Raw genomic sequence first — 20,292 nt, 5'->3', positions numbered from 1 at the left:
AACATCCGGGCCGTGCCCGCATCCTCCCCCGCCGCGACCGGCGTCGACGTCGTCCTCCTGACCATGAACGACCGGCCCGACGAGGAGGCGGCGGCCGTCCGGACGCTCCTGGCGCAGCAGGACGTCGAGATCCGCCTCGTCATCGTCGGCAACGGCTGCCGCCCCTCGCTCTCCGTCCCCGGTGCCACGGTCGTCACCCTCCCGGAGAACCTCGGCATCCCCGAGGGGCGCAACCGCGGCGCACTCGCGCTGCGGGACACGGGCAGCGAGTTCGTCTTCTTCCTCGACAACGACGCGTCCTTCCCCCGCCCCGACGTGCTGTCCCGGCTGGTGACCGAAGCCCGCCGCCACCCCCGGGCCCCGTACATCCAGCCGCGGCTCACCGGCCCCGACGACACCACGACACCACGCCGTTGGGTGCCCCGCCTGCGCGCCGGGGATCCGGCGCGGCCCGGCACCGTCGCCACCATGACCGAGGGCGTGGTCATGGTCCGCCGGGACGCCTTCGACGCGGCCGGCGGCTGGGCCGACTTCTTCCTGTACCACGAGGGCATCGACCTGGCGTACCGGCTGTGGGACCAGGGCCGCACCGGCTGGTACGCGGCTGACGTCCGGATGCATCACCCCGTCACCAGCCCCACCCGCCACGCGCTCTTCCACCGGCTGGCCGCCCGCAACCGCGTCTGGCTGGCCCATCGCAACCTCCCCGGCCCCCTGGTCCCCGTCTACCTCGGCATCTGGGCGGCCGTCACGGCCCTGCGCGGCCTGCGGGGCGGCGGCCGGCAGGAGTCCCTCCAGGGGTTCCGCGAGGGCTGGGCGACCCGTCGCGACCAGGTCCGCCGGCCCCTGCGCTGGCGCACGGTGGCCCGCCTCACCGCAGCCGGCCGGCCCCCGGTCCTCTGAGCCGGTCCCCGGTCGATCCCCTTGCCTTTCCCCTGCCGTTCCCCGGGACGGATGCCGGATCCGGCTACCCCGCGCGTCCGGTTCCCGGTCCCGGTCCCGGTCCGCCGCGGCGGGCCGCGTCGTACGCCGTGAGGGCGGCCGAGAGGCGGCCGGCGGCGGTGGGGTCGGTGGCGTCGTGGCCGGTGAGCAGGCGGATGCGGCCGAGGCGGTAGGTCAGGGTGTTGCGGTGGACGGTGAGCGCCTCGGCGGCCTCGCCCCGCCGGTAGCCGGCCGCGATGAACTCCCGGAGCGTGGCGATCAGATGCGGCTGGCCGTCGAGTGGCGCGAGGACGCGGGCCAGTGCGTCGCGGGCCGGGCCTGGCTGCACCAGCTGGTACTCGACGGCCAGGTCGGCCAGCCGGTAGAGGCCCGGCGCCCGCCCCAAGTCCTCGGCCAGGGACAGGACTTCGGAGGCCTCCGTCTGGGCCTGCGGGATCGATCCGTGGTCCTGCGCGATCGCGGCCGCCGCCGTGCAGCGCAGTTCGGCCGCCGTGTCGAGCCTGGCGAGCAGCTTCCGCGTCGCACCTCCCCCGCCCGGGCCGGGCGGTGCGAGCGGGACGAGCAGGACCCCGCCGTCCCCCTTGAAGGTGGCCAGCACCTCGGGGTCTCCGTCCAGTTCGGAGCGTACGGCGCGCAGGATGCGGGTGGTGGCGCCGCCGGGTGCCTCCGGGAGCCGCAGGACCACCACCTCGTACCGCTCGGCGAGCGTGCGCCCGTACCGCTCGGCCGCGCGCCGCGCCGGGCGGCCGGCGAGCAGGACCCCGGCGAGGTTCCGACCGTGCTCGCGCTGTTCCCAGTCGAGGTCGGCCTGTTCGCGGAGGTAGGCCTCGGCGACCTTGGGCATCACCTCGCCGAGGAACGCGAGCAGGCCCGTGACCAGCGCGTACGGATCGGCGGTGGGCTCGGGGCCGGCCGTGGCCAGCTCCCATGCCTGGCGGGCGCCGAGCGGGTAGACCCGTAGCACCGCTTCCAGCGGGACTCCGTCCCGGGCCCGTTCGGCGCCCCAGGCGACCGGCGTGGCCAGCTCCTGTTCGGTCGGCGGGCGGCCTTCGGCGGCGGTGGTGAGGAACAGCTTCAGCACGGCCTCGGTGTTCGCGACGAGGTCTCCGCCGAGGACGCTGTCGGGCAGCAGCCGGTAGGCGGGGATCTCTGCGGTCAGGCGGGCGGCGGTGGCCGCGGCGATCTCCGGGACCCGCGGCAGCAGGGAGGCGGCGAAGCCCGGCGGCGGACGCTCCGCGATCACGGTAGCGGCGGCGGACGCGGAGACCGCCGCGGCGCCGGCGGCCGACGCGGGGACCGCCACGGCACCCTCCGCACCCACCGGGCCCACCGGGCCCGCCGCGGAACCCTCCGCCGCGCCCTGCGCCACAGCCGCCGCCACACCCGTGTCGTCCATTCCCGCATTGTCACCGCGCACAAACGCGGGAGGAAGCATTCTGCGCGTACTGCCAGGGGACACGGGCGGCGCACCGGAGCATTCTGTGCAGTCCGACCAGGATCTCATCCCCCGTCAGGAGATGTCGTATGGCCCGCAGTTCCCGTGCGTCGCGCACCCGCACCCTGCTCACCAGGGCCGCCCTCCCGCTGGCCCTCGTGCTCGCCGCCGCCTTCCCGGCGCACGCCGCCACCGACGGCGTCGCGGGAGGCGGGATCAACGACTTCTCCTGCCGGCCGAGCGCCGCGCACCCCGAGCCCGTGGTGCTGCTCCACGGCACCTTCGCGACCTGGTACGAGGACCTCAACTTCCTCCAGGCCGACCTCGCCGCCCGCGGCTACTGCACCTTCGCCCTTACCTACGGGGCCTACGACGGCTTCCCGCTGGCCGGCGGTCTGAAGCCGGTGGCCGTCTCCAACGTGGAGATCAAGGAGTACGTGGAGAAGGTGCGCGGCGCGACCGGCGCGGCCCAGGTCTCGGTCGTCGGCCACTCCGAGGGCGGGCTCCAGGCCCTCTACCTCGCCAAGATGCAGGGCATCCAGCCGCACATCAAGGCGGTCGTGGCCATCGCTCCCCCGACCCACGGCACGAACGCCGCCGGCCTCCTCGACCTGGGGGACAAGCTGCTCGGGCGGGAGACCATGGAGAAGATCGTGACCACGGTCGGCATCCCGGTGCTCGCCGACGAGGTCCCCGGCGGTCCCGCCATCAAGGCGCTGAACGACGGTCCCGTGGCTCAGCCCGGGATCTCGTACACCGTCATCACCTCGCGCTACGACGAGCTGGTGACCCCGACGGAGACGGCCTTCGTCCGCGAGCCGGGGGTCAGGAACCAGTACGTGCAGGACCACTGCCCGCTGGACCCGGTGGGCCACATCGGCGAGGCCTACGACCTCAACGTCTGGCACCTGGTGCGCAACGCCCTCGACCCGCGCCGCGCCACCCCGATCCTGGTCTGCGCGGTCGGCTCGCCCGGCTAGGCCGTTCTTTCGATGTCGTCGGCCGAGCCCGCCGTACTACGGCAGCGGCGCGCCCCGGGCCGTCAGCCACAGGGAGTACCACTCCTCGTGGCCGAGGTCGGGGGCGCGCAGCGCGGCGTCGCGACAGGCCCGGATGCGCTCGGGGCGGCCGGTGCCGATGACGGGGGCGATCCGGGCGGGGTGGCGTTGCAGCCACCACAGCAGGATCGTCTCCGGCGTGGTGTCCTTGGCCTTGGCGAGCGTGCGCAGCAGTTCGGCGGTTTCGCGCTCCCCCGCGCTCGACTCCCGCCCGGTGAACCGGCCCTGGGCCAGTGCTCCGTAGGCCTGGAGGCGTACTCCGTTCGCCGTGCAGTACTCGACGGTGCCGGCCGGGAAGCCGACGGCGGCCGCGGCCGGGGTGTTCACGAGGACCCCGTCCTCGAGCCAGTCCCGCCGGTCCAGGCTCATCTCCAGCTGGTTGGCGACGAGCGGGAAGTCGAGGTGCCGCTGCAGGTGCGCGGTCTGCGCGGCGTTCATGTTGGAGACCCCGAACTCCCTCACGAGGCCCTGGCGCCGCAGCGAGGTGAGGGCCTCGGCGGTCTCCCGCGGGTCGGCCAGGGGGTCGGGCCGGTGCAGGAGCAGTACGTCTATGACGTCGGTGCGTAGCCGCGTCAGGCTCTCCTCCACGTGCCGGGTGATGGTGGCGCCCCGCAGGTCGTAGATCCCGGGCCGGTCCCCGTCGGCGAGGCGGATCCCGCACTTGGTCTGCAGCGTGATCCGTTCGCGCAGGCCGGGGGTGCGGGCCAGGACCTCGCCGAAGACGGCTTCCGCCTTTCCGTGCCGGTAGATGTCGGCGTGATCGAACATGGTGATGCCGCTGTCGAGGGCGGCCTCGATCGCCGCCTCGGCCTCGTCGATGTCCTCGGCCCGGTGGGGTCCGGGCTCCCAGCTGCCGCCGAGAGCCATGCAGCCGTAGATCAGCCGGGTGTCGCCTGCCGCTGGTGCCGTGTTCGCCATGCGCTCACCCTATGAGGCGGACGCCTTCCACAGCACCCGGTCGCCCTTCAGGAGCACCAGCTCTCCGGCCGGGCGCAGCAGCAGCCGTGCGCCCGGGTGGCCGGTGGTTCCGCTGGACCAGGCCGGGCGGCCGTCGGCGTTGCGCACGACCAGTTCGCCGTCCTGGGTGAGGACGGCGTCGTGACCGATTCCGCCGGTGGCGCTGTGCCACGTACGGCTGCCCTCGTCGTCGAACAGGACGAGGTCACCGGAGCTGTCCAGGGTCAGCCGGATCTTCCCCGCGTCGAGCACGTCACCGGGGCGCAGTACGGAGCCGGTGTGGAACTCGATGGAATCGTCGAGTTCCCCCTTGGCCAGGGCCTGCAGGACGGGAAGGGAGGGGCTGAAAGCGTAGACGGAGCCCTCGGTCCGCACGAACCGTCCGAAGTACAGGGTGTTGGCCCGGCTGCCGCCGCCTTCCGACGAGGGGGTCTCGAAGGCGATGGGCGAGTCGGGGCCGAGCACCGGGTCGGATCCGGTGCGCGGATTGCGGCCGGCCGGGAAGTCCGGGTCGTTGAGCCATTTGCGCATCACGAGTTCGAACTGCCCCACGAGGTCGGCCTGGTGGGAGACGAAGAGCAGTCCGCGGGAGTCCTCCGGACCGTGGCCCTCGCCCAGGTCGGGCTGGTAGACGGGGCCGTACGGGATTCCGCGCCGCATCAGGCGGCGCGCGTCGAGGTCGGCCTGTGCCACCGGCGGGCGGCCCGGGGCGAGGACGAGGCCGCTGCGGGGGTTCCCCTTGCGGATGTGCGCGAACAGCGGCATCCGCCAGCCCTGCGGGTCGTCGCTGTAGTCGAGCTTGGCGTCGGGGTGCTCGCCCGGATCGGGCAGTCGTTCCGCGGCCGGGCACAGGGCGACCGGCATCCCGCCCGGCCAGCGGCCCATCAGGCGGGCGCCGAGCCACTCCCGGCCGGCGTCGGCGGGTGCGGAGCCCTTGCGCTGGAGTTCGGCGAGGCGCAGGGCGACCTGCGTCCACCAGCCGGGCACGTCCTGCGCGAGGCGGCGGACCACCTGGAAGGCGCCGCCGGTGGCCCAGGCGGGCAGGCCCGTGGGGCGCTGTCCCACGCGTTCGTGCCCGACGACGAACTCCCCGGCGGGGATCAGCCGGGTCCCGGGTTTGCCGAGCACGCTGGTTCCGGTGGCCGCATCGGGCTCGTCGAAGCCCCGTACGCCGGGCTGGCTGATGCAGTCGAGGAAGCCGAAGTGCTCGTGCCCGCGCAGCTCGCCGGGGAGGGTGGCCCCGTCCTGCCGGAAGAGGACCGTCGCGCCGGCCGCGCCCGCGCCCTCGCGGTGTTCGGCGACGGCGGCGGCGAGGCGTTCGGGCTGGTCGGCGGCGAGGGTGAGGACCGCGTGGACGGCACGTCCGGGCTCCTCGGCACCGAACAGCCAGGACTGCGGGGCGCTGGTGCCGGTGTCTCCGAGCTGCTGCGCGCGGGCGGCGCCGCCCTGGGTGAAGGCCTCGGCGTTGGAGCCGGGCGGGGCGGTGGGGAAGGGCTCCTTGCCCGCGAACAGGCGGAGCCCCGGATGGGTCAGGCTGAGCCCGGTCCACAGGGTGGCCATGGACTCGGGGTCGATGCCGCCGCTGCGTCGGCGGGCCTTGCTGAAGGCCCGGTTGAAGCGGGCCACTTCCTCGGTGGTGGAGATCGAGGGCAGCAGCCGGCTCAGCCAGTGGCGGGCCTTGTCCGCGTCGCCGAAGTGGAGGAAGAGCAGGCAGGCGTGGTCCTTGCGGAATCCGGCGAGGATGTCGCCCTGGGACTGGCGGTCGGTGCGCAGCGGCAGGGCATCAGGTGTGGCGCCCGCCCGCGCGGGCTCCGCTGCCGCCGCCGGGGCCGGGGCGGCCCAGGCCGTCGGGGCGAGGCCCGCGGTCATGCCGGCGGCGGCGAGGGCCGCCGCCTGGACCACGGTCCTGCGGGCGGGTCCGGCGTGGGGGCAGCCAGGGGGCGGCGACGCGGCGAGGGCCATCGGCTTGCTCCAAGGGGGAAGAGGTGTACGGGAGACGGGAACTCGGGAGCGGGACGGGTTCAGCGCAGCGACGGCGCGGTGGGTGCTCCCGCGTCGAGCTTGATCCACTTGGCGACGCTGGGCACCCCCTTGGCGTCCAGGAGGAAGAGCATGTAGTAACCGGGCGGTGCGGAGGCGGCGTTCGGCGGGGCCTGCAGGGTGAGGGTGTCCCCGGCGCGCCCCTTGATCCGCAGATCCAGGTGGCGCTGACTGGTGTTGACCGCGTGCGTGGCCGTGGTGGGCGCCAGCAGTACGGCCCGTTTGACCTGGGCGGGGGTGCTCGTGGTGACCTGGAAGCGGCTGTCGTGGGCGAGCCCCTCGGTGGGCGCCTTGTCGAGCGCGGGGCGGGCGCCCTGGTGGAGGTAGGCGGGCTCGTAGATCTCGATGGTGCCGTTCATCCCGTCCTGGATGTCGGCGTCGTTGGCGAGCTGCTGGAGCTCGTCCCCGGTGACCATGACGCGGCCGTCGGGCAGGACGAGCGCATTGGAGTGGTAGCCGCGGGGCAGCCGCTGGGCGGGGCCGAGCTTCCAGTTCCCCTGTGCGTCGCGCATTTCGAACTGCCGGTACTTCAGGTCGGCGTTGGGGTTGAGGACGCCGTTGCCGTAGTCGCGGATGTCGTATCCGCCGCTCGCCGTGAGCAGGGTTCCGTTCGGCATCAGCAGGGTGTTGTCCTGGGTCCGGCCGAAGGCCCGGGGCTTGTCGATGCTCCAGCGGCCCTCGGACAGCTTGTACGTGTTCGGGTCGGTGCGGTCCCCGCCGATGATCAGGGCCGCGTTGGGTCCCTCGTAGCCGCCGGGCAGCGGCACGGCTCCCCCGTACAGCCGGGAGCTGCCGTCGGGGCGGGGCGGCAGATCGGTGCGGGACTCGTCGACGGGGTCGAAGGCCCACTGTTCGTCGTGGACCCGGCCGAGGCCGTAGACCAGGCCGTCGCGGAGCGAGAAGAGCTGCGGGTAGTCGCGGGTGAAGGGGGCCTTCGCCTTGAACAGTCCGGCCGGGACGTCCCGCGGGACGTCCTTCTTCTCCCGCGGCACGGGGTGCCCCAGGGCGGGGAAGCGCTCCACCAGCGGGGTGGGGGTGCCCCAGCCCAGCTCTGACTGGCCGGACATGATGAGCTGGCGGCCGTCGGCGGCGGTCACCACGGAGGGGTACCAGCGCCCGCTGGCCATGTCCTGGTTGCGGCTCCAGGTCTCGGTCCACGGGTCGAAGACGAGGGAGAGCTTGGCGCCGCTGCCGCCGTTGGCCCCGAGGTTCCCGCCGAAGACGCCGAGCATGCCGTTGGGCAGGAAGGCGTGACCGGAGCAGAAGAACGGCGCGGGGCGCGGCGCATGGGTGCCGTCGGGCATGTCGACCACCGGCGGGGTGACCTTGGTGAAGGCGCTCGCCCCGGTCCCCTTGGCCGGGTCCCAGAGGAAGGCGCGGCCGGCGTTCGTGGGGACGATGGTGTTGGTGGGGGCGGGTTCCTTCGTGGGGTTGGTCTCGATCCGCTCGAAGGAGAAGAGCAGCACCTTCCCGGTGGGCAGCAGCGCGATGTGCGCGGCGAAGTCCGGGGAGTCGAAGTACTCCTTGAATGCGCCGTACACCTCCGGGGCGAACTCCGCGTTCGCCTCGGCCTGGGACTCGGTCAGGGCCTTCAGCCGGGCGCGGCGCGTGGTGTCGGGGTAGTCGGCGGCGTCCCGCAGCGCGAGGCGGGTACGGGCGTGCTCCTCGGCGTGCTCCTCACCGAGGTTGCGGCGCTCGTCCGGGCTGATCTCGCGCCGCACCCGGTCCGGGGCGATGTGCGGTGCGCGCAGTGCGGCACCCGGATCGTACGGTGCTTCGTGCGCGGCGGCGGGGCACGCGGGGAGCAGGCTGAGGAGGGTGCCTGCGACCAGGGCGCGGGCGGCTCCGGGACGGGACATGGGAACCCTTACGTGAGGGGAAGGGGGGACGGACCGCGGGGGGGGGACGCCGAAGCGCGGGACGACGGTCCGGCCGGAGGGCAGTGCGCGGGGTACGGCCCTACGGGGTGCGGCGGTGCGGCGGTGCGGTACGGGGTGCGGTACGGGGGTGCGGCAGTTCGGGGGTGCTCAGATCCCGTGCGCGTTCACGAACGCCATCCGGCGCAGCGCCTCGTGGAAGGCGTCGGGATCGACGTGCACGCCCGACGCGTAGGCGTGGTTGAGCTGGAGGACCAGCCAGACGCCGTAACCGCAGATGCCGCCGAGGGCGGCGATGCCGAGGATCCCGCGCACGCCCCTGGGCCAGCCGATCAGGACGAGGAAGCCCACCGAGAGCACGGCCGCGCCGATCAGGGTGACCACCATGATCCTGGGCAGCCCGCCCTGGATGTCGGCCACCCGGACCCTGCGCTGCATCAGCAGCCGGGTGACCGCGTCCCGGGCGTCGTCCACGGCCTTCGGAGGGGTGTCCGCCGGAATCTTGGCGACCAGTTCGTAGAGCCCGTAGGCCATGGCCCAGGTCTCGTCGTCCGTCTCGCCGTCCACCATCTTCGGCCACTCGCGCTCGATGACCATGTGCGCGTACTTCGAGGAGTGTTCGCGCACCTCGCCCTTCGTCTGCACGGGCATCCGGTCGGCGGCGAGGTAGAGGTCTATCAGGGCGCCGGCTTCCGCGTAGTTGCCCTTGCGGGCGACCGCCAGGTCCTGGGCCGAGCTCACCATCAGGAACGCCAGGGTGAGGATGAAGAAGGAGAAGACCACTCCCGCGGCGGTGCCGACGGCCGGGCCCACGTCCGGCATGCCTCGGTTGCGTGCCACGTAGTGGCCCAGTTTCGCGGCGCCCATGGCGATGAGGGCGGCGCACAAGACGGAGAGAACGGCGGCGACAGCCATGGGGCCGGGGACTCCTCAGTGCGGGGGCCGACGGGCAGCACGCGCTGCCAGTGATCAACACACTCGGTGATCAACGCCGTGCGCGCGCGCCGGGGCAACCGATGGAGTGACGCGCCGCCGGCGGGCAGTCACCCGTACGCCACCCGCCCGGTCCTGCCGTCCCGTGCGCGCGGGCCCGCTCAGGGCGTACCGACGAGCTCCCGCCGGTAGCCGAGCCCGGGGCGGCCGTCCAGGACGACCTCCCCCACCACCGTGAAACCGGTCCGCCGGAGCACCGCCGCCGATGCCGCGTTGTCGAGCGTGGTGACCGCCCTGAGCGCGCGGAGCCCGTACTGCGCGGCGGCGAGCCGGCAGACCTCCCGCACGGCGGCCGTGGCCGTGCCGCGGCCCGCCGCGCGTTCGCCGATCCGGTAGCCGAGCTCGGCGGTGCCGTCCTCCACGTCCACCAGGTTGACGCGTCCGGCGAGCTCTCCGGCCTCGTCGAGCACCAGGTGGAAGTGGCAGGCGCCCTCGTCCTGTTCCGCGAGCAGCGCACGGTGCCGGTCGGCGAAGTACGCGAAGTACGCGTCCCCGCGGTCCCGTACGGACCGCGCGAAGTAGGCTCTGTTCTCCCGCTCGAAGGCCAGCAGGGCGTCTTCGTGATCGGCCCTGAGGCGCTCGAGCCGCAGCATCTCGGGTCGCGGCATGCCGGGCAGGATATCCGGGCTGTTCGGGCCGCTCCAAGGGGATTTTCGCGGCCCCCGGCGGGGAACATCGTGGCGGGGACGACACGTCCGCGAAGGCTCCCTGAAAGTTGCGGAGTTGTGCGAGCGTGGGAGGACGGGATCCCGTCCGGGGGGACGGGGCCGAAGATCCAAGGGGTGGGAATGAAGACAGGAACGGTGACCGCGGCCATCGCGGCGGCGCTGATCGTGACGGCGGGCGTGAGCGGATGTACGAGCGGCGCGTCAGCGGGCGGTTCCGTGGGCGATTCGGTGGGCGATTCGGTGGGCAAGAAGGCCGTCGACTCCGCTGAGACACTGGTCGCGGCGCTCACGAAGGCCTCGGACGAGGCCTCCAAGGCGGGCTCGGCCGACATCAGGATGAGCGTCACGATGCCCGGCACGGGCGGCAAGCCGACGCAGGTGAGCGGCGTCTACTCGTGGGGCAACGGCCTCGCCATGGAGGGCGAGATGTCGGCCAAGGACCTCCAGATGGAGGAGCTGGTCGCGGACGGCACGATCACCTACCGGATGGTCGGCGGGGCGTACTACTACGGCATCGATCCGGCGCCGAGCGGCCCCTTCAAGGGCAAGAGCTGGCTCAAGGTCGAAGCCTCGGCCATCCTCGGCGAGAAGGGCGCCGCCGGTCTGAACGCGGGCAACAACGACCCGACGGCCGGGCTGAAGTCGCTCAAGTGGGCCAGTAACGTCACCAAGGTCGGCACGGAGGACGTCAACGGCAAGAGCGCCGTGCACTACCGCGCCAACATTCCCCTGGACAAGCTGGGCGAAGCCAAGTCGGCGTTCGGCGCGATGGGCGGGGGCAGCGCCACCGAGCTCGTCTCGGACATCTGGGTGGACGACAAGGGCATGCCCGCGCGGCTGAACCAGACCTTCGGCGAGGTCGCCGTCAACGTGGACTTCGTCTCCTTCGGCGTCGCGAAGGAGATCTCCGCTCCGCCGGCCGCCGACACGGCCGACATGACCGAGCTCATCAAGAACGGCGGCGCGGGCCAGGGCTGACCGGCACGACGCCCGGCCCCGGGAGGGTCTGCCCCGCTCCGTACGACCGCCGCCACGGCCGTACGGAGCGGGGCGCGGCCGTCAGCGGTCCTGCGAGAGCCCGTACAGCTCGGCGAAGGTGCCGCCCAGGGCGGTCAGTTCGGCGAAGGTGCCGGTCTCGATGACCCGGCCCTTGCCCAGGACGACGATGCGGTCGGCCAGTCGGCAGTTCTCCATGCGGTGGGTGACGATCAGGGTGATCCGCTCGTCCTTCGTCTCCCGCAGGCCGGTGAAGATCTGGTGCTCGCCGCGCGCGTCCATGGCCGAGGTCGGCTCGTCCATGATCAGGAGGCGTGGCCGCCGGTGGAAGGCGCGGGCGCACGCCAGGCGCTGCCACTGGCCGCCCGAGGGTTCGTGACCGCCCCACAGGGAGCGGGCCAGCAGCGTGTCCAGGGCCTTCGGGTAACCCCGTACGGCCTCGCTCATGCCGACCGCGTCGAGCGCTTCCCACACCGCGTCCTCACCGCGCGCGTCGGGCCGGCCGAGGGTGATGTTCTCGCGCGCCGTGAAGGGCCAGTGCGCGAAGGACTGGGCGACCAGGCCGACGTGGTTCCACAGGGTCCACTGGTCGTGCGCGCGCGTCGGGACTCCGTCCCAGTACGCCTCCCCCTCACCCGGGACCGTGAGGCCGGTCAGCAGCCGGATGAGGGTGGACTTCCCGGCGCCGTTCTCGCCGACGACGGCGATGATCTCGCCGCGCGACAGCGTCAGGCTGACCGGGCCCAGTGCCGGGGTGTCCTTGCCCGGGTAGGTGTACGAGACGTCCTCCAGGCTGATCCGCTCCGGCGGCCGGGCCGCCACGGTGCCCCGGGTGACGGCCAGTTCGCGGGCCTGGTCCAGGAAGAGGCGGTAGTCCTCCAGGTAGAGGGAGTGCTGGAACATGGCGGCGCCGTAGACCACCAGGCTGGACAGGGCGGAGGCGGAGGTCCGCATGGCGACGATCGCGGTGCCCGCCGCCGCCAGGGCCATGGAGCCGCCGAGGACGAGCACGGCGAGCGCGGCCCACGTGCCGAGCTGGAAGAGGCCGCCGAGGGCCGCGGCGAGCAGTGAGATCCGCAGGTGGCGGGGGGCCGAGCCGACGAGGTTGGCGTCGATGCGGGCGCAGACGGCGGCGTACCAGGCCTGCGCGTAGGGGCGCATGGAGTTGCAGCGCAGCTCGTCGCCGAGCTTGTGCGTGGTGAGGTACCAGCGCATCATGCCGCGGATGTTGCGGGAGGCGATCGTCTCGTTGTGCAGGGCGTGGTCGAGCCGGGCGGCGATGACCGCGCCCATGCCGCGCGGCACCACGGACAGCAGGAGCAGCGGCATCAGGACGGGGTGGACGACGGCCAGCACGCCGGCCACGGCGACGAGGTTGACCAGGCCGTTGATGAAGGCCATCGCGTCCTTGACGAGCATGGAGGAGCGGGCCGCGCCGATCTCGGCCGCCTCCGAGCGGTCGGAGAAGCCGGGCTGGTCGTAGGCGGAGACGTCTACCGCCATGTGGGCGTCGACCATCTCCAGGTCGGCCGTCGTGGCCAGCCGCGGGGTGAGCCGGCGCGCGGCGTTCCCGGCGGCGATCTGGGCCGTGGTGCCGGCTCCGGCCGCGATCGCCGCGACGGCCAGCGGCCAGGCGGCGGCGCCGATGCGTTCGTCCGCCGCGCCACCGGCCAGGAGCGGGCCCATCGCGTCGGCGACCGCGGCGAGGGTGGCCGCCGTGCAGGCCCCGGCGAGGATCTGGCCGGTCAGCAGCCAGGTCGCGCAGGCCGGGTCGATCCGCCAGGCCATCCGGGCGGTCTGGGCGAGCGCGGCGGGCAGGCGCGCGGCCATCCCGCGCAGCGAGAGGTGTTCCATCGCCTCGTTGTGCGCGCCCCAGGCGAACGAGAACTCGGGCGGGTCCGCGGGAGCGGTACCGCCCGGTGCGCCCGGCACCGCCGGTCCGCCCGGTCCGCCCGGTGCGCCCGGTGCGCCTGGTTCCGCTGGTTTCGTCCGCGCCCTCTGTGCCGTCTTCTCCGTCATGTGCGGCTCCTTCGCCTCGTCGTCGGACAGCAGCGGTTCCCGCCGGACGGACCCGCTCCGCGGCATGGCGGAGCGGGGCCGCGATGCGTCCCGGGGAACCGTTGGAGGTGGGAGTACATCCGAGCGCGGAGAGCGGAGTAACGAGAACCGGCCTTCGTGGCCGACCGGTGGGAACGGGCGGGCGGGGCACCCGGGTCGGGCTTCCGGTGCCCGCCCGGGGGAGAGAACGGCCGGATACCGACGGGGCGCTGGGGAAATGCCTTGCACGCTCCCCGCTCACGCCGGAACGCTGGCTATCGGGTGAAGTTCCCCGGAGTTTCGCCCTTCCGTCCCACGACGCGGACCGGACGCCGCCCGCACACGTACAGACTGCTCGCGGACGAGCGGGAGCCCGGCTCCCACCAGCGGAAACAGGAGCCCTGATGGAAGAGTTCGGCCGGCGCCGGTTCCTGGCCCGGGCCGCGGGAGCCGCCGGGGCGGTCGGCGTCAAGACGCTCACCGGCACCGCGGCGGCGGCCACCGGGGCGGCGGGCGACGCCGCGAGCGCCGCGGGGTACGTCGACGTTCAGCTGCTGCACATCACCGATCTGCACGGCTACCTCGCCGCTCCCCCGGCCCGGGACTCCCGCATCACCGGCGCGGGCGGCCGCACGTACGCCGTCGGCGGGGTCGCCTACATGGCCACCCATCTGGCGCGGTTGCGGGCCGGGCGGGCCAACTCGTTCTTCTTCGCGCCGGGGGACCTCTTCTCCGGCTGGGAGTTCCCCGCGTTCACCCTCGCCGACGAGCCGACCATCGAGGCCCTGAACCGGCTCGGGCTGGACTTCGCGACCGCCGGCAACCACGAGTTCGACCGCACGCCCGGATTCCTGCGCCGGCACATGGAAGAGGGGCTCTCCTACGAGGGTGCGGGGCTGACCAACACGTTCCCGGATTCGAGCGGCGCGCCCTTCCACGGGGCCGGTTTCCGGTACTACAGCGCCAACGCCGTGTCCGGGACGGGCGGGGAGACGGTGCTCCCCCCGTACAACATCGAGTGGGTGGACGCGCCGGACGGGCGCCGGCTGCCGATCGGCTTCATCCATCTCACGGCCGTGGGGACCGAGTTCCTCGGGAACTCCTTCCAGCCCGGCCTCACCACCCTCGACGGGCTGACCGCCGCCAACCTCTGCGCCGCACGCCTCAAGGCGCTGGGAGTGGGCGCCATCGTGCTCAGCATGCACGACGGAGCGGTGGCGGGCGAGGACTTCGACTCCGGGAGCGAGCCCAGCGGTCCGGCGTACGAGCTGGCGCTGCGCGCGTCCCCCGACATCGACGCGATCGTGACCGGGCACTGGCACCGCGCCTTCAACATGATGCTCCCGGACCCCGCCGGCCGGCCGAGGCCCTTCGTCGAGGCGGGCTGCCACGGGCAGATCATCGGCGAGATCACCCTGCGGCTCGACCCCGGCACCGGCACGGTCGTCCGCGCGCTCACCAGCTCCGTCAACCACCCCAACACCCGGGACGTGGACCCCGATCCGGTGCTCGCGGAAGCAGTGGGCTACTGGACGGGGTACGCGCAGCGGCGCGGGGCGACCGTCATCGCACGCCAGCGGGCCTCCTTCAGCCGCCGCCTGACCCCGGCCGGGGAGTCCACCATGGGCAACCTCGTCGCCGACTGGGCGCTGTGGGCCGCGGGTCAGGCACCCGATTCCTTCGACACCAGCACCCGCCCCGCCCACCCGGGCGCGGACCTGGCGCTCATCGCCCTCGCCCCGCGCGCCGGGCGCAGCGTCATCAACACCGACTTGCTCGCAGGCGCCGTCCCGGACGGCCCGGTCACCTTCCAGCGGGCCTGGACCGCCGTCGGCTACGGGTGCCCGCTGATCAGCGCCGAGGTGAGCGGAAGCCGGCTCCACGACGCCCTGGAACAGCAGTGGGCGCTGGACGGCTCCGGGGTGCTGACGTACGCGCCGCTCGCCGTGTCGGACAACGTCCGCTACTCCTTCGACGCGGCGGGCGCCGTCGGGGACCGGGTCGCGCCGGGCGACGTCCTCATCGGCGGGGTACCGCTGCGGCCGGAGGCCACGTACCGGGTGGTGACCACCTCGTACACGCTCACCGGGCAGGACGGCTACCCGGCCCTGGGCCAGTACCGGGAGCCGGCCCGCCACCGGCGGGACTCGGACAGCTTCCCGGCGTACGTCTCGGCCCTCGGCACCCTGACGGCCGTTTCCACGGGCCGGGTGCGCGCGAAGGCGGCGCCGCTCCTCGCTCCGGGCCGGGAGGGCCTGCTCCTGACTCCGGCCGATCCGGTGCCGGGGCTGCCGGCGCCCGTCGCGGCGGAGGAGGCGGCGGCGCGGGACGCGGGGCGCCGGCCGGTCTGCTGACCCGGCGGCGCCGGGGAACGGGCGTCAGGGGCCCAGCGGGAGCGTGGCGACCAGGCGGGCGCCCTTCGGGGAGTCCCGGACGGTGAGCGTGCCGCCGAGTCGCAGGGCGATGTCGCGGGCGATGGCCAGGCCCAGGCCGGTGCCGCCCTCGTCGCGGGCCCGGGCGTCGTCGAGCCGGGTGAAGCGCTCGAAGACCCGTTCCCGGTCGGCGGGGGCGATGCCCGCTCCGTCGTCGGTGACCTCCAGTACGGCCTCGTCGCGGGCCGCGTCCACGCGCAGGACGACCGATACCCGCCCCTCGGCGTGCCGCCCGGCGTTGTCGAGCAGGTTGGTGACGAGCCGCGACAGCCAGATGGTGCTGCCGCGCACCGCCACCCCGGGCGCGATGTCCGCCCGCACGGGAACCCGGGCGCCCGGGCGCGCCCGGGCCGCCTCCCGGACCACCTCCGTGAGGTCGACGACCACGGCGGGCGGCGGCTCCGAGGTGTCGAGCCGGGCGAGGAGGAGCAGGTCGGCCGCCAGGTCCTGGAGCCGTACGGTGTCCTCCAGCGCGCCGCTGACCAGTTCGCCCCACAGGGCGGGATCGGGGTGGGCCTGCGCGACCTCCAGCTGGGTGCGCAGCACGGTGATGGGGCTGCGCAGTTCGTGGGAGGCGTCCGCGATGAAGCGGCGCTGCCGGATGCCGGCGGCCTCCAGCCGGTCCAGCGTGGCGTTCATCGTGACGGCGAGGCGGGCCACCTCGTCCCGGGTCTGCGGGACGGGCACCCGGCGGTGCAGTTCGCGGTCCCCGATCTCGGCGACCTCGGCCCTGATCGCCTCGACGGGGCGCAGCGCCCAGCCCGTGACCCGCCAGGTGATCACCGCCACGACCAGGACGAGCAGCGGGACCACCACGGCCAGGACCGCCATCATGGTCTCGTCGGCGGCGTCGGCGTCCCGGAGCGAGGTCCCGGCGTAGACGGTGACCAGCCCCTTCGGGGTGAGGGTGGTGACCTGGACCACGCGCTGGCGGTGTTCCTGGCGGACCCGGCCGCCCTTCCAGGTGTCCCGTACGGTGCCGGGCGCGACGGGGGGTTCGGGGACGAGGGCGGGCCGGCCGGTGAGGTCGGGGCTGGCCGCCAGCACGCGGCCCTGCGCGTCGACGACCTGGAAGAAGTCCGTCCCCCGGCCGGGAAGGGGCACGGGGTCCAGCCGGCCGGTGGCCGCCAGTGCGGCGACCTTGACGGCCTGCCGTTCGGCATCGGCCTGGGCGCTCCTCGTCAGGTTGCTCTCCAGCGCCCCGAGCAGGGCGAAGGAGGCCAGGCCGAGAGCGAGCGCCACCACGGCGGAGGCACCGAGGGTGGCCTGGGCACGGACGGACCTCGGGCGCAGCCGGGCCGCGGCCGCGCGCAGCCGAGGCGCGGCCGCGCGCCACCGGGCCGCGGCCCCGATCGGCCGGTACGCCGGCTCGCGCGGCCCGGTGGGGGCGCGGCCCGGGGCCGGGGGCCGGGCGGAGCTGGCCGGGACTTCGCGGGGGCGGTCCCGGTCCCCGTGGGGCTCAGCCACCGTCGGCCGCCAGCCGGTAGCCGGCGCCCCGGACGGTCTCCACGGCGGCCCGCCCGAACGGCGCGTCTATCTTCCGGCGCAGGGCGCTGACGTGGACCTCGACGACGTTGAGGTCGCCCTCGTAAGCGGCGTCCCAGACGTTTTCGAGGATCTCCCGCTTGGGCACCACCTCGCCGGCCCGGCGCGCCAGGTGGACCAGGACGGCGAACTCGCGCGAGGTCAGCCGGGCTTCGACGCCGCCGCGCGTACAGCGCCGGCGGGCCGGGTCGACGACGAGGTCGCCGAACTCCATGACCTGCGGGCTGCGGCGGCCGGTGCGCCGGATCAGGGCGCGCAGGCGGGCGACGAGGACCACGTAGGAGAAGGGCTTGGAGAGGAAGTCGTCGGCCCCGGTGTCCAGGGCCTCGGCCTCGTCGTACTCGCCGTCCTTGGCGGTGAGCATGAGGATGCCGGACTCGCAGCCGGCCGCGCGCAGCCGGGCGCAGACCCGGTAACCGTTGAGGCCGGGCAGCATGATGTCGAGCACGATGGCGTCGTAGTCGTGCTCTCCGGCCATCCACAGGCCTTGCGGGCCATCGTGGGCCGTGTCCACAGTGAAGCCTTCGGCCCGCAGACCTCGTTGCAGGGCGGCGGCCAGCCGCCGCTCGTCCTCGACCACCAGTACGCGCATGGGGCAAGGTTCTCAGGTCTCGCCGCCGGCTTGCTGAAGGGTTCTTCAGCTCGCTTCAGCGAAGCTTCAGCATCCTGCTCGCAGGATCGGCCGAGCCGGGCGCGTCGCCCGGAGAACGCGAGGAGCATCCAGATGACTGAGTCCACTCCCCAGCCTCCCGAGCACCCCCCGGTGATCCCGGGCGAGGGCGGTTCCGGCCCGGCCGGCAAGGCGTCCGGGCGCGGCGCCCGGTTCGTCCGGTTCACCCGTGCGGGCCGGGCCCGCTGGGTGGCCCTCGGGCTGGTCGTGGTGGCGGTCGGCGGCGCGGGGGTCGCCGCCGTGGCGGTGGCGGAGCACGACCACGGGCGCGTGCGGGCGGAGCGGGTCTGGGACCGGTTCGACGGCGAGCGCCGGGCGGGCGGCCCCGGGCAGGACGGCCCGATGGCGGCGCCGGCGCGGCCCGGCCTGAAGGGGGAGAAGGGGCACCCGGGCGCTGTGCCGAAGCCCGGCAGACCCGGGAAGCCCGAACTGGAGGAGGGGACGGTCGTGGACCGGCCCGACCGGGCGCCCGTACCGCTTCCGGCGCTGCCCGCCGCGCAGGCCCTGGAGAAGGCGGAGGCCGCCGTGCCCGGGGGCAAGGCCGAGGCCCTGCGGGTGGTCGCCCAGGACGGCGGCGGGAGCGCTTGGCGGGTGGTGGTCCTCGGCACCGACGGTGTCCGTCACGTGGTGACCCTGGCCGGCGGCGACGGCGCGGTCACGAGCAACACGGTCGCGGGGAAGGGCGCCGGGGCGGAGCACTGACCGTGCGCCGGGCGGGTGCGACGGCCCGGCCCGTCGTGGGGGCGGCCCGGCCCGTCGTGGGGGCGGGCCGGGCCGTCGCGTCGGTACGGGCCCGGGCGCTCGGCGGGCGCGGCGGGCCCGGGCACTCGCGGCCGTACGACCCCGGGCGCTCGCCGCGGTACGGGCCCGGGCGCTCGCCGCGGCGGTCAGGAGGGGAGGTCCAGCAGCCGGGCCGCCATCTCCCGCATCTCGATCTTGCGGATCTTGCCGGTCACCGTCATGGGGAACTCCTCCACGACGTGGACGTAGCGCGGGATCTTGAAGTGGGCCAGCCGCCCCTCGCAGTACGCCCGCACGGCCGCCGCCGTCAGCGGCTCCGCGCCCTCGCGCATCCGTACCCAGGCCATGAGCTCCTCCCCGTACTTCGGGTCGGGCACGCCGATCACCTGCACGTCCAGGACGTCGGGGTGTGCGTGCAGGAACTCCTCGATCTCACGCGGGTAGAGGTTCTCGCCGCCCCGGATCACCATGTCCTTGATGCGGCCGGTGATGCTCAGGTATCCGTCGTCGTCCATGACGGCGAGGTCTCCGGTGTGCATCCAGCGGGCCGCGTCGACTGCCTCGGCGGTGCGCTCGGGCTGGTCCCAGTAGCCGAGCATCACCGAGTAGCCCCGGGTGCACAGCTCGCCCGGCTCGCCGCGCGGTACGGTCCGGCCGGTGGCCGGGTCCACCACCTTGACCTCCAGGTGCGGTCCGACGCGGCCCACGGTCGAGACGCGGCGCTCGACGGAGTCGTCCGCGCGGGTCTGGGTGGAGACCGGCGAGGTCTCCGTCATTCCGTAGCAGATGGACACCTCGCGCATCCCCATCCGGTCGATGACCTCCTTCATCACCTCGACCGGGCAGGGCGAGCCCGCCATGATGCCCGTGCGCAGGCTGGAGAGGTCGTAGCGCTCGAAGTCCGGGTGGGCCAGCTCGGCGATGAACATGGTGGGGACGCCGTAGAGCGAGGTGCAGGACTCCGCCTCGACGGCGGCCAGGGTGGCGGCCGGTTCGAAGGCGGGGGCTGGGATGACCATGGCCGCGCCGTGACTGGTACAGGCGAGGTTTCCCATGACCATGCCGAAGCAGTGGTAGAAGGGCACCGGGATGCAGACCCGGTCGAGCTCGGTGTACCGGCACAACTCGCCCACGAAGAAGGCGTTGTTGAGGATGTTGTGGTGCGAGAGCGTCGCGCCCTTGGGGAAGCCGGTGGTCCCCGAGGTGTACTGGATGTTCACCGGGTCGTCCGGGCTCAGCGCGGCCTGGGCGCGCAGGAGTTCGGCCCGGTCCCCGTGCCGCCCGCGCTCCAGCAGGGAGTTCCAGAGCTCTCCGTCCAGCAGGGCCACGAACTCCAGCGCCGCGCAGCGCGGCCCGACCTCCTCGATCATGGCCGCGTAGTCGGAGGTCCTGAACCGGTCCGCGGCGACCAGCAGCCGGATCCCGGACTGCCGCAGGACGTACTCCAGCTCGTGGGAGCGGTACGCCGGGTTCACGGTGACCAGGATCGCCCCGATCCTGGCGGTGGCGTACTGCACCAGGGTCCACTCGGCGCGGTTGGGAGCCCAGATGCCGACCCGGTCCCCCCTGACGATCCCGAGGTCCAGCAGCCCCAGCGCGAGGGCGTCGACGTCGGCGGCGAACTCCCTGTACGTCCACCGGCGCCCCGAGGCCATGTCGACGAGGGCGTCCCGGCCGGGGAACCTGCGCACGGTGCGGTCCAGGTTCTCCCCGATGGTGTCGCCCAGCAGCGGCACCCCGCTCGCTCCGGACGCGTAGCTCGGCTCGACGGACGGCACATGGACCCCCAGGGCTCGGATGCGGGCGCCGGGGCTCCTTCGCACCGGCGCCTCCTCATGATCCTCCGGCCGGGGGCCCGGGACCAGACCCCGCCCGGCCCCGATCACGCCCGACACCGATCA

At 73.9% G+C, this 20,292-nt stretch carries 15 protein-coding genes; 5 read left to right on the top strand and 10 right to left on the bottom strand.

What is annotated here, in order from left to right; genetic code table 11:
• Window positions 1-12 precede the first annotated feature (12 nt).
• The gene (locus OG904_RS32060; protein WP_405497032.1) at window positions 13-903 is read left to right on the top strand and encodes a glycosyltransferase family 2 protein; all 891 of its coding nucleotides are present in this window, start codon (window positions 13-15) and stop codon (window positions 901-903) included.
• Between the two features lie 64 nt (window positions 904-967).
• Here the strand turns inward: OG904_RS32060 and OG904_RS32055 are convergent, their stop codons facing one another.
• A complete protein-coding gene (locus tag OG904_RS32055) occupies window positions 968-2,338 on the bottom strand; it encodes a PucR family transcriptional regulator (protein ID WP_405497030.1) in 1,371 nt (456 codons plus the stop codon).
• Between the two features lie 128 nt (window positions 2,339-2,466).
• On the opposite strand from OG904_RS32055, the gene OG904_RS32050 reads away from it, so the two are divergent.
• Window positions 2,467-3,357, top strand: coding sequence for an esterase/lipase family protein (locus OG904_RS32050; RefSeq protein ID WP_405497028.1), 891 nt, complete (start codon window positions 2,467-2,469; stop codon window positions 3,355-3,357).
• Window positions 3,358-3,393: 36 nt separating this feature from the next.
• On the opposite strand, the gene OG904_RS32045 is transcribed toward OG904_RS32050, so the two are convergent.
• The 5 genes from OG904_RS32045 to OG904_RS32025 all read right to left on the bottom strand — a co-directional run bounded on the left by OG904_RS32045 (window position 3,394) and on the right by OG904_RS32025 (window position 9,895).
• Window positions 3,394-4,353, bottom strand: a complete 960-nt coding sequence (locus OG904_RS32045; protein ID WP_405497026.1) for an aldo/keto reductase family oxidoreductase — start codon at window positions 4,351-4,353, stop codon at window positions 3,394-3,396.
• Window positions 4,354-4,362: 9 nt separating this feature from the next.
• The gene (locus tag OG904_RS32040) at window positions 4,363-6,354 is read right to left on the bottom strand and encodes a peroxidase (RefSeq protein ID WP_405497024.1); all 1,992 of its coding nucleotides are present in this window, start codon (window positions 6,352-6,354) and stop codon (window positions 4,363-4,365) included.
• Window positions 6,355-6,413: 59 nt separating this feature from the next.
• The gene (locus OG904_RS32035) at window positions 6,414-8,291 is read right to left on the bottom strand and encodes a galactose oxidase-like domain-containing protein (protein ID WP_405497022.1); all 1,878 of its coding nucleotides are present in this window, start codon (window positions 8,289-8,291) and stop codon (window positions 6,414-6,416) included.
• A 168-nt stretch (window positions 8,292-8,459) separates the two neighbouring features.
• On the bottom strand, window positions 8,460-9,224 hold the full coding sequence (locus OG904_RS32030) for a hypothetical protein (protein ID WP_405497020.1): 765 nt from the start codon (window positions 9,222-9,224) through the stop codon (window positions 8,460-8,462).
• 179 nt (window positions 9,225-9,403) lie between these two features.
• Window positions 9,404-9,895: a GNAT family N-acetyltransferase gene (locus OG904_RS32025; RefSeq protein ID WP_405498381.1), complete on the bottom strand. Its 492-nt coding sequence runs from the start codon at window positions 9,893-9,895 to the stop codon at window positions 9,404-9,406.
• Window positions 9,896-10,090: 195 nt separating this feature from the next.
• Between OG904_RS32025 and OG904_RS32020 the strand changes: the two genes are divergently transcribed.
• On the top strand, window positions 10,091-10,948 hold the full coding sequence (locus OG904_RS32020; protein WP_405497018.1) for a hypothetical protein: 858 nt from the start codon (window positions 10,091-10,093) through the stop codon (window positions 10,946-10,948).
• 81 nt (window positions 10,949-11,029) lie between these two features.
• Here OG904_RS32020 and OG904_RS32015 read toward each other — a convergent pair whose 3' ends face one another.
• On the bottom strand, window positions 11,030-12,985 hold the full coding sequence (locus OG904_RS32015) for an ATP-binding cassette domain-containing protein (protein ID WP_405497016.1): 1,956 nt from the start codon (window positions 12,983-12,985) through the stop codon (window positions 11,030-11,032).
• A 422-nt stretch (window positions 12,986-13,407) separates the two neighbouring features.
• On the opposite strand from OG904_RS32015, the gene OG904_RS32010 reads away from it, so the two are divergent.
• Window positions 13,408-15,357: a bifunctional metallophosphatase/5'-nucleotidase gene (locus OG904_RS32010; protein WP_405497014.1), complete on the top strand. Its 1,950-nt coding sequence runs from the start codon at window positions 13,408-13,410 to the stop codon at window positions 15,355-15,357.
• Window positions 15,358-15,381: 24 nt separating this feature from the next.
• Here the strand turns inward: OG904_RS32010 and OG904_RS32005 are convergent, their stop codons facing one another.
• Window positions 15,382-16,728: a sensor histidine kinase gene (locus tag OG904_RS32005; RefSeq protein WP_405498379.1), complete on the bottom strand. Its 1,347-nt coding sequence runs from the start codon at window positions 16,726-16,728 to the stop codon at window positions 15,382-15,384.
• A 166-nt stretch (window positions 16,729-16,894) separates the two neighbouring features.
• On the bottom strand, window positions 16,895-17,572 hold the full coding sequence (locus OG904_RS32000) for a response regulator transcription factor (protein ID WP_405497012.1): 678 nt from the start codon (window positions 17,570-17,572) through the stop codon (window positions 16,895-16,897).
• A gap of 132 nt (window positions 17,573-17,704) precedes the next feature.
• On the opposite strand from OG904_RS32000, the gene OG904_RS31995 reads away from it, so the two are divergent.
• Window positions 17,705-18,352, top strand: coding sequence for a PepSY domain-containing protein (locus OG904_RS31995; protein WP_405497010.1), 648 nt, complete (start codon window positions 17,705-17,707; stop codon window positions 18,350-18,352).
• 185 nt (window positions 18,353-18,537) lie between these two features.
• Here the strand turns inward: OG904_RS31995 and OG904_RS31990 are convergent, their stop codons facing one another.
• Window positions 18,538-20,169 carry an AMP-binding protein gene (locus OG904_RS31990; protein WP_405498377.1) on the bottom strand — a complete coding sequence of 544 codons (1,632 nt, stop codon included), beginning with the start codon at window positions 20,167-20,169 and terminating at the stop codon, window positions 18,538-18,540.
• Between the last annotated feature and the right edge of the window lie 123 nt (window positions 20,170-20,292).

The organism is Streptomyces sp. NBC_00096 (assembly GCF_045041305.1).
Classification (GTDB): domain Bacteria; phylum Actinomycetota; class Actinomycetes; order Streptomycetales; family Streptomycetaceae; genus Streptomyces.
Note: the sequence above shows the minus strand (reverse complement) of the source record. Positions and strands in the feature narration are given on the sequence as shown.

Bases quoted from the DNA above. Each gene is read 5' to 3' on its own strand.
- OG904_RS32055 (WP_405497030.1), bottom strand. From the start codon at position 2,338: ATGGACGACACGGGTGTGGCGGCGGCTGTGGCGCAGGGCGCGGCGGAG.
- OG904_RS32050 (WP_405497028.1), top strand. From the start codon at position 2,467: ATGGCCCGCAGTTCCCGTGCGTCGCGCACCCGCACCCTGCTCACCAGG.
- OG904_RS32045 (WP_405497026.1), bottom strand. From the start codon at position 4,353: ATGGCGAACACGGCACCAGCGGCAGGCGACACCCGGCTGATCTACGGC.
- OG904_RS32040 (WP_405497024.1), bottom strand. From the start codon at position 6,354: ATGGCCCTCGCCGCGTCGCCGCCCCCTGGCTGCCCCCACGCCGGACCC.
- OG904_RS32035 (WP_405497022.1), bottom strand. From the start codon at position 8,291: ATGTCCCGTCCCGGAGCCGCCCGCGCCCTGGTCGCAGGCACCCTCCTC.
- OG904_RS32030 (WP_405497020.1), bottom strand. From the start codon at position 9,224: ATGGCTGTCGCCGCCGTTCTCTCCGTCTTGTGCGCCGCCCTCATCGCC.
- OG904_RS32025 (WP_405498381.1), bottom strand. From the start codon at position 9,895: ATGCTGCGGCTCGAGCGCCTCAGGGCCGATCACGAAGACGCCCTGCTG.
- OG904_RS32020 (WP_405497018.1), top strand. From the start codon at position 10,091: ATGAAGACAGGAACGGTGACCGCGGCCATCGCGGCGGCGCTGATCGTG.
- OG904_RS32015 (WP_405497016.1), bottom strand. From the start codon at position 12,985: ATGACGGAGAAGACGGCACAGAGGGCGCGGACGAAACCAGCGGAACCA.
- OG904_RS32010 (WP_405497014.1), top strand. From the start codon at position 13,408: ATGGAAGAGTTCGGCCGGCGCCGGTTCCTGGCCCGGGCCGCGGGAGCC.
- OG904_RS32000 (WP_405497012.1), bottom strand. From the start codon at position 17,572: ATGCGCGTACTGGTGGTCGAGGACGAGCGGCGGCTGGCCGCCGCCCTG.
- OG904_RS31995 (WP_405497010.1), top strand. From the start codon at position 17,705: ATGACTGAGTCCACTCCCCAGCCTCCCGAGCACCCCCCGGTGATCCCG.